The 14,360-nt window shown below is 69.2% G+C and carries 12 protein-coding genes; 3 read left to right on the forward strand and 9 right to left on the reverse strand.

Going from position 1 to position 14,360, the window contains the following annotated elements; genetic code table 11:
• Window positions 1–151: 151 nt before the first annotated feature.
• Window positions 152–385: an HP1242/YdcH family protein gene (locus tag N4G63_RS09860; protein WP_260788699.1), complete on the reverse strand. Its 234-nt coding sequence runs from the start codon at window positions 383–385 to the stop codon at window positions 152–154.
• 79 nt (window positions 386–464) lie between these two features.
• Between N4G63_RS09860 and N4G63_RS09865 the strand changes: the two genes are divergently transcribed.
• Complete coding sequence (locus N4G63_RS09865; protein ID WP_260788700.1) at window positions 465–1,223, forward strand: PP2C family protein-serine/threonine phosphatase; 759 nt, start codon at window positions 465–467, stop codon at window positions 1,221–1,223.
• 45 nt (window positions 1,224–1,268) lie between these two features.
• Here the strand turns inward: N4G63_RS09865 and N4G63_RS09870 are convergent, their stop codons facing one another.
• The 6 genes from N4G63_RS09870 to N4G63_RS09895 all read right to left on the reverse strand — a co-directional run bounded on the left by N4G63_RS09870 (window position 1,269) and on the right by N4G63_RS09895 (window position 9,476).
• Complete coding sequence (locus tag N4G63_RS09870; RefSeq protein WP_260788188.1) at window positions 1,269–1,958, reverse strand: hypothetical protein; 690 nt, start codon at window positions 1,956–1,958, stop codon at window positions 1,269–1,271.
• Window positions 1,959–2,074: 116 nt separating this feature from the next.
• Window positions 2,075–3,175 carry a cell division protein ZapE gene (gene zapE / locus N4G63_RS09875; protein ID WP_314599734.1) on the reverse strand — a complete coding sequence of 367 codons (1,101 nt, stop codon included), beginning with the start codon at window positions 3,173–3,175 and terminating at the stop codon, window positions 2,075–2,077.
• Between the two features lie 106 nt (window positions 3,176–3,281).
• The gene (lpdA, locus tag N4G63_RS09880) at window positions 3,282–4,709 is read right to left on the reverse strand and encodes a dihydrolipoyl dehydrogenase (RefSeq protein WP_260788193.1); all 1,428 of its coding nucleotides are present in this window, start codon (window positions 4,707–4,709) and stop codon (window positions 3,282–3,284) included.
• A gap of 40 nt (window positions 4,710–4,749) precedes the next feature.
• Entirely contained in the window at window positions 4,750–5,067 is a 318-nt protein-coding gene (locus tag N4G63_RS09885; RefSeq protein ID WP_260788199.1) for a PspC domain-containing protein, read from the reverse strand.
• Window positions 5,068–5,222: 155 nt separating this feature from the next.
• Window positions 5,223–6,503 carry a 2-oxoglutarate dehydrogenase complex dihydrolipoyllysine-residue succinyltransferase gene (odhB, locus tag N4G63_RS09890; protein ID WP_260788200.1) on the reverse strand — a complete coding sequence of 427 codons (1,281 nt, stop codon included), beginning with the start codon at window positions 6,501–6,503 and terminating at the stop codon, window positions 5,223–5,225.
• Window positions 6,504–6,620: 117 nt separating this feature from the next.
• Window positions 6,621–9,476, reverse strand: a complete 2,856-nt coding sequence (locus N4G63_RS09895) for a 2-oxoglutarate dehydrogenase E1 component (RefSeq protein WP_260788201.1) — start codon at window positions 9,474–9,476, stop codon at window positions 6,621–6,623.
• Between the two features lie 301 nt (window positions 9,477–9,777).
• Here N4G63_RS09895 and N4G63_RS09900 point away from each other — a divergent pair, with 301 nt between their 5' ends.
• Both N4G63_RS09900 and N4G63_RS09905 read left to right on the forward strand, forming a co-directional pair.
• Window positions 9,778–10,194, forward strand: coding sequence for a hypothetical protein (locus N4G63_RS09900; protein WP_260788202.1), 417 nt, complete (start codon window positions 9,778–9,780; stop codon window positions 10,192–10,194).
• A 128-nt stretch (window positions 10,195–10,322) separates the two neighbouring features.
• Complete coding sequence (locus N4G63_RS09905; protein WP_443112045.1) at window positions 10,323–11,900, forward strand: ABC transporter substrate-binding protein; 1,578 nt, start codon at window positions 10,323–10,325, stop codon at window positions 11,898–11,900.
• 100 nt (window positions 11,901–12,000) lie between these two features.
• Here N4G63_RS09905 and N4G63_RS09910 read toward each other — a convergent pair whose 3' ends face one another.
• A complete protein-coding gene (locus N4G63_RS09910) occupies window positions 12,001–13,257 on the reverse strand; it encodes a metal-dependent hydrolase family protein (protein ID WP_260788204.1) in 1,257 nt (418 codons plus the stop codon).
• A 31-nt stretch (window positions 13,258–13,288) separates the two neighbouring features.
• A complete protein-coding gene (locus N4G63_RS09915) occupies window positions 13,289–14,266 on the reverse strand; it encodes an NAD(P)H-dependent flavin oxidoreductase (RefSeq protein WP_260788205.1) in 978 nt (325 codons plus the stop codon).
• Window positions 14,267–14,360 lie beyond the last annotated feature (94 nt).

Raw genomic sequence — 14,360 nt, forward strand, 5'->3', positions numbered from 1 at the left:
GGCTCGAACGGGAGGGCAGCCGGATCACGGGCCGCGGTCGCATCGGCGCCCGGCGCCTCGGGCGTGGGCGTGAGTGTGGGCTCGGGGGCTGATGCAGCCCATGGCACGGCGGGCGCGGCGTGGCCGGCCAGGCTGTCGGGTGGCAACGCGCTCACGCCGGCTCGGGAGGATCGAGCTGCGCCTCGAGCTGGGCGATCTGGTCGCGCAAGGCCAGCCGGCGTTTTTTCAGCCGGCGCAGCGTCAGCTCGTCCAGCGGGCTGAGGCTGGTCACGTCGGCCAGGGTGCGGTCGATCAGGGCGTCGAGGTCGGCGTGGGCCATGCGCAGCTCGATCATTCGCCGCTGCGGCGAGTGCAGATTGAGGTCGAGCGGCGCGTCATCGGTCATCGCGCGGCCAGTGTAGGCCACGGGCGTGGCGCGCTTCATCGGGGCCGGGCGCTTATCATCACCGGCCATGAGCGCCGTGATGCCCCAGGCCTATCGCCTTTCTGCTGCCACTGCCCTGCACCGTGGCGACCGCGCCTACCAGCAGGACCAGGTGGAGATCCTGCGCCACGAGCGTGTGCCCGGCTGCCTGCTGGGCGTGCTGGCCGACGGCATGGGCGGCAAGAGCGGCGGGCGCAAGGCGGCCGACCAGGTGATCCTCACCGCGCGCCAGCTGTTCGAGCGCCATCTGCCGGCCAAGGACGACGGTGGCGAGCTGCTGCGCCAGCTGGTGATGGAGGCGCACCTGATGATCAAGCTCACCGCCATCACCGCCGAAGAAGAACCGCACAGCACCGCGGTGGCCTTTTTGCTCGGCCCGGGGCTCGAATGCGCGGTGGCGCATGCCGGCGATTCGCGGCTGTACCACTTTCGCGGTGGCGAGCTGGTCACCCGCACGCTCGATCACTCGTACGTGCAGCGCCTGATCGACGAAGGCAAGATCACCGAAGAGCAGGCGCTCACCCACCCGCAGGGCAATCTGCTGACCGGCTGCCTGGGCAGCCCGGCCGATCCGCCCACCACGCTGCACCACATCGACGCGCTGCAGCCCGGTGACGCGCTGCTGGCCTGCAGCGACGGGCTGTGGCACTACTTCACGCCGCGCGAGCTGGGCGCCGTGGTGAGCCAGCTGCCGCCGCGTGAGGCCGCCGAGATGCTGGTGACCCGCGCCCGCCAGCGCGCCCACGGCCAGGGCGACAACCTGTCGCTGGCCCTGGTGCGCCTGGAGAGCCTGGGCTGACCAGAGAACCCGCACGCCCCGCGTGCGGCATGTCTGGCCAATGGTTTAGCGCGGCGCCGGCGCGCTGCCCCCCGGAATCGGCAGGCCGGCGGCCGGTGGCTGGCGGGCGTCTTGCTCGGCATTGCGCTGGCGCACCGCCTCGGCATGGCGCGCCGCCTGCTGCTTGCGACGCTGGTGGGCCGCCGCCCGGGCGACCTGACGCGCCGCGGTGGCCGAGGCCGAGGCCGAGGCCGATGTCGATGGCGCCGGGGCCGCTGCGTCCCTGGCGCGGGCGGGCGCCGAGGCGGCACTGCCGGGGCGCAGCGCCGGGGCCGAGGCAGCCGCTGCGCCGGCCGACGCCGCCAGGGCCGCCTGGGCCTCGCGCTCACGCTGGCGCCGCTGCTGGCCTTGCAGCCGTTCGGCTGCGCGGGTGCGCCGGCGCGCGTCATCCAGCACCACCTGCTCGCGGTGCAGGCGGTCGAGCGCCTGGCGCCGCTCGGCGCGCGCGCCGTCGAGACAGGCGTTGACCTGGAAGCGGCCGGCGCAATCGCGCTGCGCCTGGTCAAAGCGCGCCTGCACCGCCTGGCGCTCACGCCCGATGCGGTCGCGCTCGGCGGCGTCGTCGGGCACCTGAACCTGCGCCGACGCTTGGGTCTGCGCTTGGATCTGGGCCTGGGCCGGGCCCGGCGGTGCCCACAGGCCTGCCACCAGGCCGGCCAGCACCAGGCCGGCGCCATGGCCAGCGGCCCGGCGCACTGGTTGCTGAACCGGTTGCTGAACCGGTTGCTGAACCAGTCGCTGCACCGGTTGCCCGGCGGTTGGCCGCGGTGAAGGCTGAGCGGACAGGCGGGGATCGCACATGGGCTCGGGCCTCAGGTCAGGCGGGTGTCGACCTCGCGCCGCTCGAGCGCCAGGTATTCGGCCGACTGCATCTCCTGCAGCCGCGAGATGGTGCGCGGAAACTCGTGCGACAGCGGCCCCTCGGTGTAGAGCTGCTCGGGCGGCACCGCGGCGCTGATGATCAGCTTGACGCGGCGGTCGTAGAGCACGTCCACCAGCAGCGTGAAGCGCCTGGCCTCGCTGGCCATGCGCGGCGGCATGGCCGGCACGTTGGACAGGATCACGGTGTGGAACTGCTGCGCGATCTCGAGGTAGTCGTTCTGCGAGCGCGGCCCGCCGCACAGCGTGCGGAAGTCGAACCACACCACGCCACCGGCGCGGCGCACCGCCTGCAGCTCGCGGTGCTCGATGAGCAGCAGCGCCGGTTCGTCGTGCGCTTCGGCCAGCTCGGTGAAGGCACGGGTCAGCGCGGCATCGGCCTCGGCGCCCAGCGGCTGGTGGTACAGGTCCACCTGCTCCAGCGTGCGCCGGCGGTAATCGGTGCCGTTGTCGACGTTGATCACCTCCAGCTGGGCCTTCAGCAGCTCGATGGCGGGCAGGATGCGGTCGCGGTGCAGGCCGTTGGGGTAGAGCCCGTCGGGGTGGAAGTTGCTGGTGGTGACGATGCTGACGCGGTTGATGAACAGCGCATCGAGCAGCCGGTGCAGGATCATCGCGTCGGTGACGTCGGCGACATGGAACTCGTCGAAGCAGATCAGCCTGAAGCGCCGCGCAATGCGCCGGCCCAGCTCATCCAGCGGGTTGACCGTCCCTTTGAGCTCCTGCAGCTCGCGGTGCACCTCGCGCATGAACTCGTGAAAATGCAGCCGCGTCTTGCGCTGCAGCGGCACGGCCTGGAAGAAGCAGTCCATCAGGAAGCTCTTGCCCCGCCCCACCCCGCCAAACATGTACACGCCGCGCGGGATGGGCGGCTTGACCAGCATCTTGGTCAGCGCGTTGCCGCGCCGCGACTTGTACGCGGCCCATTCGTCCTGGCAGCGCTGCAGCGCCGCCACCGCGCGCAGCTGCGCCGGATCGGCGCTGTAGCCGCGCTCGGCCAGGGTGTGGTGATAAAGCTCGGTGACGTTGGTCATGGACATGTGCCGCAGCGAGGCCAGATGCACGAAGGGGTGGCCTTGGCCACCCCCGGGGATTCTCGCGACGCGCCAGCCCGAGCCGGCGTCGCCGCGGCGTCACGCATCAGAAGTTCAGCGTGCGCTTGTCCACTGCCAGGGCGGCTTCCTTGGTGCTCTCGCTGAGCGACGGGTGGGCGTGGCAGATGCGCGCGATGTCTTCGGCGCTGGCCTTGAAGGCCATGGCCACGCAGGCCTCGGCGATCAGCTCGCTGGCATACGGCCCGACGATGTGCACGCCCAGGATCTCGTCGGTCTTGGCATCGGCAATGAACTTGACGAATCCGGTGGTGTCGCCCAGCGCCCGCGCACGGCCGTTGGCCAGAAACGGAAACTGGCCGGCCTTGTAGGCCACGCCATCGGCCTTGAGCTGGGCTTCGGTGCGGCCCACCCAGGCGATCTCGGGCGAGGTGTAGATCACCCACGGCACCAGGCCGAAGTCGACATGGCCATGCTGGCCGGCGATGCGCTCGGCCACCGCCACGCCCTCTTCCTCGGCCTTGTGCGCCAGCATCGGGCCGCGCACCACATCGCCCACCGCCCACACATTGGGCAGGTTGGTCTTGCAGTCGCCGTCCACCACGACGCAGCCGCGCTCGTCGAGCTTCAGGCCCACGGCCTCGGGGTTCAGACCGGTGGTGTGCGGCACGCGGCCGATCGAGACGATCAGCTTCTCGACCTCGAGCGACTGGGCCTCGCCCTTGGCGTCGGTGTAGGCGATGCTGACGCCCTTCTTGCCGCTCTTGATCTCGCCCACCTTCACGCCGAACTGGAACTTCAGGCCCTGCTTGGTGAAGCACTTCAGCGCCTCCTTGGCCACCGCCTCGTCGGCAGCGCCCAGGAAACCGGGCATGGCTTCGAGGATGGTCACCTCGGCGCCCAGGCGGCGCCACACCGAGCCCATCTCCAGGCCGATGACGCCCGAGCCGATCACGCCCAGGCTCTTGGGGGTGGCACCGATGCGCAGCGCGCCGTCGTTGCTGAGGATCTTGTCTTCGTCAAAGGGGACGCCGGGCAGCGCGCGGGCGCTGGAGCCGGTGGCGATGATGACGTGCTTGGCGGTCAGCGTCTCGTTGGCGGCGCCGGTGACGGTGATCTCGTAGCCGCCATCCACCGCCTTGGCAAAGCTGCCGCGGCCGTGGAAGAACGACACCTTGTTCTTCTTGAACAGGTACAGGATGCCGTCGTTGTTCTGCTTCACCACGGCGGCCTTGCGGGCCACCATCTTGGCCACGTCCATCTTCACTTCGCCCACGCTGATGCCGTGGTCGCCGAAGTGGTGCAGCGCGTGCTCGTAGTGCTCGCTGCTCTGCAGCAGGGCCTTGCTGGGAATGCAGCCGACGTTGGTGCAGGTGCCGCCGGGCGCGGGGCCGCCCTTGTCGTTTTGCGAATCGTCGATGCAGGCGACGTTGAAACCCAGCTGCGCGGCGCGGATCGCGCCGATGTAGCCACCAGGGCCGGCGCCGATCACGACGACATCGAATTGCTTGGACATGATGAGAGTTTGGTTGCGCTGCGGCGGATGGCGTGCGGCCTCAATCGGCCGGCACGAAGATCCACAGCAGCAGGTAGACGAGCAGACCGGCGCCGCCCCACAGGAACAGCACCGCGAAGATCAGGCGCCAGGCCCAGCTGTCCAGGCCCGTGACGCGGGCCAGGCCGCCGCACACGCCGCCCAGCCATTTGTCGCCGAGCGAGCGGCGCAAGGCGTTGACCGCGGCCACGCCAGGCGGCGTGGGCGGCACGCTGCCGCCATCGAGCAAGCGCTGTTTGGCCCGCTGGAACTCGTCATCCGACAGCACGCCACGGGCGCGCAGGTCGTCGAGCTTGGCAAGGTCATCGGCGATCGACATGGCGGTGCCTTGTGCGTTGCAGCCTGGTCAGAGGGCTGAAGGTCGCAGGAACCGTCGCGAGCCGCCCGAGGCCGTGCCGAGCAGCGCAGCCGTACACCCGTACGGCGAGCAGCGCAGGCGCGAGGCCGGGAGGCGCAGCAGGTCCATGCGTGCCTTCAGATGTCGAACAGCAGGCGCGACGGGTCTTCCAGCGCGTCCTTCATCGTCACCAGGCCCAGCACGGCTTCGCGGCCGTCGATGATGCGGTGGTCGTAGCTCATCGCCAGGTAGTTCATCGGGCGCACCACGATCTGGCCGTTCTCGACCACGGCGCGGTCCTTGGTGGCGTGCACACCCAGGATGGCGCTTTGCGGCGGGTTGATGATGGGCGTGGACAGCATCGAGCCGAAGGTGCCGCCATTGCTGATCGAGAAGGTGCCGCCGGTCAGCTCTTCGATGCCCAGCTTGCCGTCCTTGGCCTTCTGGCCGAACTCGGCGATCTTCTTCTCGATGTCGGCAAAGCTCATCTGGTCGGCATTGCGGATCACCGGCACCACCAGGCCGCGCGGCGAACCCACCGCAATGCCGATGTCGAAGTAGCCGTGGTAGACGATGTCGTTGCCATCGACCGAGGCGTTGAGCACCGGGTACTTCTTGAGGGCAGCCACCGCCGCCTTCACGAAGAAGCTCATGAAGCCCAGCTTGACGCCATGCTCCTTCTCGAACTTGTCCTGGAACTTCTTGCGCATCTCCATCACCGGGGCCATGTTGACCTCGTTGAAGGTGGTCAGGATGGCATTGGTGGACTGGCTCTGCACCAGGCGCTCGGCGATGCGCGCGCGCAGGCGCGACATCGGCACGCGCTGCTCGGGGCGCTCGCCCAGGTTCATGGCCACCGGTGCGGCCACCTGCTGCAGCGCGGGCTTGGCGGCCGGGGCGGCCAGCGGCGCAGCGGCGGGTGCCGGCGCGGCCTTGGGTGCGGCAGCCCCGGTGGCCACGGCGGCCAGCACATCACCCTTGGTGACGCGGCCGTCCTTGCCGGTACCGGCCACGCTGCCGGCGGCCAGGCCGTTGTCGGCCATCAGCTTGGCGGCGGCGGGCATGGCCACGTCGCTCTTGCTGCCACCGGTGGCGGCGGCAGCGGCGGCCGGGGCGGCAGCTGCCGCGGGCGCCGGTGCGGCGGCGGCCGCAGCCGGGGCGGCGGCGCCGGCCTTGGCGTCGCTGTCGATGCGGGCGATGACCTGGTCGCTGACCACGGTGCCGCCATCACCCACCACCAGCTCGGCCAGCACGCCGGCCGAGGGCGCCGGCACTTCCAGCACCACCTTGTCGGTCTCGATCTCGATCAGGATCTCGTCGATGGCCACGGCCTCGCCGGGCTTCTTCTTCCACTGCAGCAGGGTGGCTTCGGCCACCGACTCGGACAGCTGCGGAACCTTGACTTCTACGATTGCCATTTTTTTGACTCTTGGAATAAGGAGTAGCACACCCAGCGGCCGCCGCGGATCCGGCTATGCCGGTCCGCAGGCGGCGCCCCTGGAGGGGGAAGCGCCTCCGGCGCTTCGGGGGTGGGCCTATTTCGTGAGGATGAAGCCCTTGAGCTTGGCGAAGGCCTGATCCAGCAGCGCCTTCTGTTGCTCCTGGTGCAGGTGGGCATAGCCCACCGCCGGGCTGGCCGAGGCCGGACGGCCGGCGTAGCCGAGCTTCTGGCCGTCGAGCATGTTCTCGTGGATGTAGTGCTGCACGAAGAACCAGGCGCCCTGGTTCTGCGGCTCATCCTGGCACCACACGATGTCGGTGGCGTTCGGATACTTCTTCATCTCGGCCGAGAAGGCCTTGTGCGGGAACGGATAGAGCTGCTCGATGCGCATGATGGCCACATCGGACGCCTTCTTCTCCTCGCGCTTCTTGACCAGGTCGTAGTACACCTTGCCCGAGCAGGCGATGACGCGCTTGACCTTGTCGGCGACGATGGCCTCGTTCTGCTCGGGGATCACCGTCTGGAAGCTGCCGCGGGTGAAGTCGGCCAGCGGGCTGGTGGCGTCCTTGTTACGCAGCAGGCTCTTGGGGGTCATGATGACCAGCGGCTTGCGGAACTGGCGCACGATCTGCCGGCGCAGCAGGTGGAAGATCTGGCTGGCCGAGGTGGGCTGGCAGACCTGCATGTTGTTGTCGGCCGCCAGCTGCATGAAGCGCTCCAGGCGCGCCGAGCTGTGCTCGGGGCCCTGGCCTTCATAGCCGTGCGGCAGCATCATCACCAGACCGTTGGCGCGACCCCACTTCACCTCGCCCGAGGCGATGAACTGGTCGATCACCACCTGCGCGCCGTTGACGAAGTCGCCGAACTGCGCCTCCCACACCACCAGCGCATTCGGCTCGGAGCCGGCATAGCCGTACTCGAAGCCCAGCACCGCCTCTTCGGACAGGATCGAGTCGATCACGACGAAGGGCGCCTGGTTGTCGGCCACATGCTCCAGCGGCACGTAGGTGCCCTCGTCCCACTTCTCGCGCTTCTGGTCGTGGATGACGGCGTGGCGGTGGGTGAAGGTGCCGCGGCCCGAATCCTCGCCCGACAGGCGCACGGCATAGCCGCTGGCCACCAGCGAGGCGAAGGCCATGTGCTCGCCCATGCCCCAGTCGATGTTGACGTCGCCACGGCCCATGGCCGCGCGGTCATCGAACACCTTCTTGACCAGCGGGTGCATGTTCACGCTGGCGGGGATGGTGGTCAGGCGTTCGGACAGGCGCTTCCACTCGGTGAGCGGCAGCGCGGTGTCGGCGGCGTCGGTCCACTTCTTGCCGATGAACGGCGCCCAGTCGACCGCGTACTTGCTCTTGAAGTTGCTGATGACCGGATCGACCGTGTGGCGGCCTTCGTCCATCGCCGCGCGGTAGGCCTTGACCATGTCGTCGCCCAGCGTCTCGCCCATGCCCTGGGCCGACAGCTTGTCGGCGTAGAGCTTGCGCGTGCCGGGGTGGGCACCGATCTTCTTGTACATCAGCGGCTGGGTGAGCGCGGGCGTGTCCTGCTCGTTGTGGCCCAGCTTGCGGAAGCAGATGATGTCGACCACCACGTCCTTGCGGAACGCCAGGCGGAACTCCAGCGCCAGCTGGGTGGCCAGCACCACGGCCTCGGGGTCGTCGCCGTTGACGTGCAGCACCGGGGCCTCGACCATCTTGACGATGTCGGTGCAATACAGCGTCGAGCGCAGGTCGCGCGGGTCGCTGGTGGTGAAGCCGATCTGGTTGTTGATGATCAGGTGCACCGTGCCGCCGGTGGAGTACCCGCGGGTCTCCGACAGCATCAGGGTTTCCTGGTTCACGCCCTGGCCGCCGAAGGCCGAGTCGCCGTGCACCAGCACCGGCAGCACCTGGTCGCCCAGGCGGTCGCCGCGGCGGTCCATGCGCGCGCGCACCGAGCCCTCGACCACCGGGTTCACGATCTCCAGGTGCGAGGGGTTGAAGGCCAGGCTCAGGTGCACCGGGCCGCCCGGGGTGGAGATGTCGGAGCTGAAGCCCTGGTGGTACTTCACGTCACCGGCGGGCAGGTCTTCGGGCGCGGTGTGGTCGAACTCGGCGAACAGATCCTTGGGCATCTTGCCCAGGGTGTTGACCAGCACGTTCAGGCGGCCGCGGTGGGCCATGCCGATGACGATCTCCTGCACGCCCTTGTTGCCGGCCTGCTGGATCAGCTCGTCCATCGCGGCGATGAAGCTCTCGCCACCTTCCAGCGAGAAGCGCTTCTGGCCTACGTACTTGGTGTGCAGGTAGCGCTCCAGGCCTTCGGCCGCGGTCAGGCGGTCGAGGATGTGCTTCTTCTGCGCGGTGTTGAACACCGGCTTGCTGCGGATCGCCTCGAGCTTTTGCTGCCACCAGCGCTTTTGCGTCTGGTCGGTGATGTGCATGAACTCGGCGCCGACGGTGCCGCAATAGGTCTCGCGCAGGGCCTGCAGGATCTCCCGCAGGCTCATGTTCTCGCTCTTGCCGAAGTAAGTGTTCGCGGCGCTGAACGTGATGTCCATGTCGGACTCGCTCAGGTCGTAGAACGCCGGCTCCAGCTCGGGAATCTTGGGGCGCTCGGTGCGCTTGAGCGGATCGAGGTCGGCCCAGCGGGCGCCGATGTTGCGGTAGGCCGCGATCAGGCTCTGCACATGCACCTGCTTGCGCGCCACGGCCAGATCGGCCGAGCTGGCCTTCAGGGCGAAGGCGTTGGCCTTGGCGCGCTGGGCGAAGCTTTCCACCACCGGGGCGTGGGCGACATCGCGGTTGTCCGTGCCATCGACGGCCGGCACGTTCTGCAGATTGTCGAAATAGGCACGCCAGTTGTCCGGCACGCTGCCCGGGTTGTCGAGGTAGGCCTCGTAGAGTTCCTCGACATACGGGGCGTTGCCCCCGAACAGGTACGAGTTGGACCTGTGTTGCTGCATCATCGCTCGCTCACCTTTCACCCCGGTTTCCAGGGCTACGATGGGTTGAAAAACCTTCCGCGGCCCGGCTCGACCGGTTGGCGGATTGCGACCCGCCTTGCTGTTGTCTCGATCGATCGCTCGATCAGCAAGGGGCACGAAAGGACCGTGTTTACTTCATGCGGCGGCACTGTATCACTGTTGGAATGGCCGACGGCGAGCGCATTAAACCTCAGGCAGGCTGTTGCCAGCCTGACAAAAGCGCCGGGCTCACGCCCTGTTTCAGCCGCACCGGCCGGCGGCGGCGCCCGCACACTCGCCCGCCATGACCCTCCCGCCCGGCCCACACGGCACCGGCCCACGCGGCACCGGCCCGGCCGGCAATGACGCGGCCGGCACCTATCCGGTGATCCTGCTGCACGCCGATGCGCCGGCCAAGCCGGCCAGCGGCGCGGCCTGCAATGGCTGCGGCGTGTGCTGTGCCTGGCAGCCCTGCCCGCTGGGCGTGCTGGTGTCCGGCCGCCGCCAGGGCGCCTGCCGGGCGCTGTGGTGGAGCGCGCCGCACCGGCAGTACCGCTGCGCCATGGTGAGCGGCGCCCGGCGCCTGTGGCCCCGGCTGCCGGCGCTGGCCGAGCGCGCCCTGCAAGGCCTGGCGCGGCGCTGGATCGCGGCCGGCGCCGGTTGCGACTGCGACGCCGAGGTCAGCCGCGCCGCCGACGCGCCCGGCGGTTCGCGCGACTGATCGCCCGTCAGTTTGTCCACCCGCCCCTCGGGTGAATACGGGGCCGCAACATGCCCCGCGCCACACCAGGCGGCCGTTTCTGGCACTAGCATGACGGTTTGATTTCACCGGAGCTGCCTTCCATGCGCATGTCCCCTGTACGTACCGCACTGGCCAGCCTTGCGCTGGCTGCCGGCCTGGGCCTGGCCTCGGCGCATGCCGCGCCGCTGCGCTGGGGTGCCCAGAACGACATCCTCACGCTCGATCCGCACAGCCAGAACCACGCCACCACCAACGCGATCCTGATGCACGCGTACGAGGGCCTGGTGCGCTACAACGCCAAGTACGAGGTCGAACCGGCGCTGGCCACCAAGTGGACCTTCGTCACGCCCACCCAGGTGCGCTTCGAGCTGCGCAAGGGCGTGAAATTCCACGACGGCACGCCCTTCGTGGCCGACGACGTGGTGTTCAGCTTCGGCCGCATCAAGCAGCCGCAGGGCACGATGTCGATCTACGTCACCGGCATCAGCGAGGTGAAGAAGGTCGACGAGCACACGGTCGATTTCATCCTGTCCGGCCCCAACCCGATCCTGCTGCGCAACATCGTCGACTTCTTCATCGTCAGCAAGTCCTGGGCTGAGAAGAACCGCAGCGCCAACACCCAGGACTACAAGGCCAAGGAAGAGAACTACGCCTCGCGCAACGTCAACGGCACCGGCCCGTTCCGCATCCTGAGCTGGCAGCCCGAGCAGCGCGTGGCGATGGCCCGCCACGACGGCTGGTGGGACAAGCGCACCAGCAATGTCGACCAGGTGGTGTACACGCCGATCAAGGCCGACAGCACCCGCGTGGCCGCCCTGCTCTCGGGCGACCTGGACATGGTCACCGACGTGCCGCCGCAGGACGTGGCCCGCCTGCGCGCCGACCCCAAGCTCAAGGTGGTGGATGGCGCCGAGGTGCGCACCATCTTCATCGCGCTCGACCAGCACAACGCCGAGCTCAAGCACAGCAGCGTGAAGGGCAAGAACCCGTTCAAGGACAAGCGCGTGCGCGAGGCGCTCGACATCGCCATCGACCGCGAGGCGATCAAGCGCAACGTGATGCGCGGCATGTCGCTGCCCGCCGGCATCCTGGTGGCGCCGGGCGTCAACGGCAACACGGCCGACATCGACAAGCCGCTGGCGGTGAACCTGCCCCGGGCCAAGCAGCTGCTGGCCGAGGCCGGCTATCCCAACGGCTTCGAGTTCCAGCTCAACTGCCCGAACAACCGCTACGTCAACGACGAGAAGATCTGCCTGGCGCTGGCCTCGATGTGGGCCAAGATCGGCGTCAACACCAAGGTGGCGGCCGAGTCGATGAGCACCTTCATCCAGAAGGTGCAGAACTCCGACACCTCGGCCTACATGCTGGGCTGGGGTGTGGCCACCTACGACGCGCAGTACTCGCTGCAGTCGCTGGTGCGCACCCGCACCACCGGCGCCGACGGCAACTTCAACTTCGGTCGGGTCAGCGATCCGGCGCTGGACAAGCTGGTTGACGGCATGAAGGTCGAGACCGACGTGGCCAAGCGCAATGCGCTGATCAAGGACGCCCTGGTGCGCACCCGCGACGAGCACCTGGTGCTGCCGCTGCACCACCAGATCCGGCCGTGGGCGATGGTCAAGGCGGTGGACACCATCCACCGCTCGGACGACCGGCCGCAGGCGCGGTTCACGAACTTCAAGTAAGCCTCGACGAAGCGCCCACGGCGCTTCGCTGCTTGTTCGAAGCGCCAACAGCGCTTCGCTGCTTGTTCAAGACGCCCTGCCCAGGGGCGCCCCGCAGCCCTCAGGCGGCGAGCGACGACCGCAGCACCCGGCCCGCCTGCATCAGCAGGCGGATGCCGGTGTCGGGCCGGGCGAGCATCGAGACATCCTCGGTCGGATCGCCATCCACCAGCAGCACATCGGCCCAGGCGCCGGCCACCAGCTCGCCGGCCTGGCCTTCCAGGCGCATCAGGCGGGCCGCCTCGATGGTGGCGCTCTGCAGGATCTGCACCGGGCTCAGCACCGCGCTGCGGATCGTGAACTCCTCGCTCTGGCGGGCCTGCATGTGGCCCAGCAGGTCGGTGCCGAAGACCACCGGCACGCCTTCGGCCATGGCGATGCGCACGGCCTCGAGGCCGCGGCCCTTCACGCGGGCCAGCTTGTCCAGCATCTCGCCGGTCCAGCCCAGGCGCGCGCCTTCATCGGCCAGTGCGGCGTAGGTGGCCAGCGTGGGCACCAGGTAGGCGCCGTGGCGCTTCATGACGCGTGCGCTGGCTTCGTCGAGCAGGTTGCCGTGCTCGATCGAGCGCACACCGGCCTCGACGGCGCGGGTGATCGCGCGCGGCGAGTAGGCGTGGGCCATGGCATAGAGGTTGGCGGCCTCGGCCTCCTCGCAGGCGGCGCGCAGCTCATCCAGCGCGAACTGCGTGCCTTCCAGCGGATCGGCGGGGCTGGAGATGCCACCGCCGGCCATGATCTTGATCTGGTTGGCGCCGGTGCGCACCTGCTCGCGCACCGCGCGCCGCACCTCGCCCACGCCGTCGGCAATGGCACCCAGCAGCCCCAGGCCGGCGCAGCTGCAGAACCAGTCGCGCTGGCGCACCGCGCGCGGGCGCATGTCGGCGTGGCCGCCGGTCTGGCAGATCGGAAAGCCGGCGATGTACAGGCGCGGGCCTTCGAACAGGCCCTTTTGCTGCGCCGTCTGCAGGCCGGCATCGGCGCCGGCGGCGTCGCGCACCGTGGTGAAACCGCGCTGCAGCATGCCGCGCATGATAGCGCCCGATTCGGCAGCGATCAGCGAGGCCGGCTGCAGGCCCAGCGCGGTGAGGTCGTGGCTGGCGGCCGTGACATGCACATGCGCGTCGATCAGGCCCGGCAGGGCCACGCGGCCGCCGCCGTGGATGCGCTGCGCCACGTCGTCGACCGTGGGCGCGCCCTGCCCGCTGTGCGGCAGCACGGCCGCCAGGCGGTCATGCTCGATGACCAGGGTGGACAGCGGCCCCAGCGTGCCGCGCACGCTGTCGAAGGGCCGGACATCGGAGATGGTGAGGCGGGTCATGCGCCGATTGTGATCGGCCCCGCCAGGCTCGTCAGCCCGCCGCCACGCCGGCAGCGGCCGGCAGCCCGATGCGCTGGCGTGCCGCGGCGTACTCGCGCTTCAGGCGCGCCACCAGCTCGGCGGTGGGCAGCACCTTGTCGATGGCGCCGATGCCCTGGCCGCAGCCCCAGATGTCCTTCCAGGCCTTCTTGGCGTCGCCGCCGAAGTTCATCGCGCTGGGGTCGCTCTCGGGCAGGTTGTCGGGGTCGAGGCCTGCCGCCTTGATGCTGGGCTTCAGGTAGTTGCCGTGCACGCCGGTGAACAGGTTGCTGTAGACGATGTCGTCGGAGTTGCTGTCGACGATGGCCTGCTTGTAGGCATCAACCGCGCGCGCCTCTTCGGTGGCGATGAAGGCCGAGCCGATGTAGGCGAAATCGGCGCCCATGGCCTGGGCCGCCAGCACCGCGTCGCCGCTGGCGATCGAGCCGCTCAGCGCCACCGGGCCGTCGAACCACTGGCGGATCTCCTGGATCAGCGCAAACGGGCTCTTGGTGCCGGCATGGCCGCCCGCACCGGCGGCCACGGCGATCAGGCCATCGGCCCCCTTCTCGATGGCCTTGCGGGCGAAGAAGTTGTTGATGATGTCGTGCAGCACCACGCCGCCCCAGGCGTGCACGGCCTCGTTGACATCGGTGCGCGCGCCCAGGCTGGTGATGATGATCGGCACCTTGTACTTGGCGCACATCTGCATGTCGTGCTCGAGCCGGTCATTGCTCTTGTGCACGATCTGGTTGATGGCAAACGGCGCGGCCGGCTTGTCCGGGTTGGCCAGGTTGTAGGCCGCCAGGGTCTCGGTGATCTCGGCCAGCCATTCATCCAGCTGGGCGGCCGGGCGGGCATTGAGCGCGGGCATCGAGCCGACGACGCCGGCCTTGCACTGCTCGATCACGAGCTTGGGGTTGCTGATGATGAACAGCGGCGAGCCGATGATGGGCAGCGGTAGCTTGGCAAGCACGGGAGGCAGGGGCACGGTTTACTCCTGGGAGAAGGGTTCGGTGGCGGGCGCCGCGCAGTGTGCGCAAGGCGGCCGGCGGATCACTATCACGCGGGGGACAGCAGGGCCC

This window comes from Aquabacterium sp. OR-4 (assembly GCF_025290835.2).
In the GTDB taxonomy this organism is placed as follows: domain Bacteria; phylum Pseudomonadota; class Gammaproteobacteria; order Burkholderiales; family Burkholderiaceae_C; genus Pseudaquabacterium.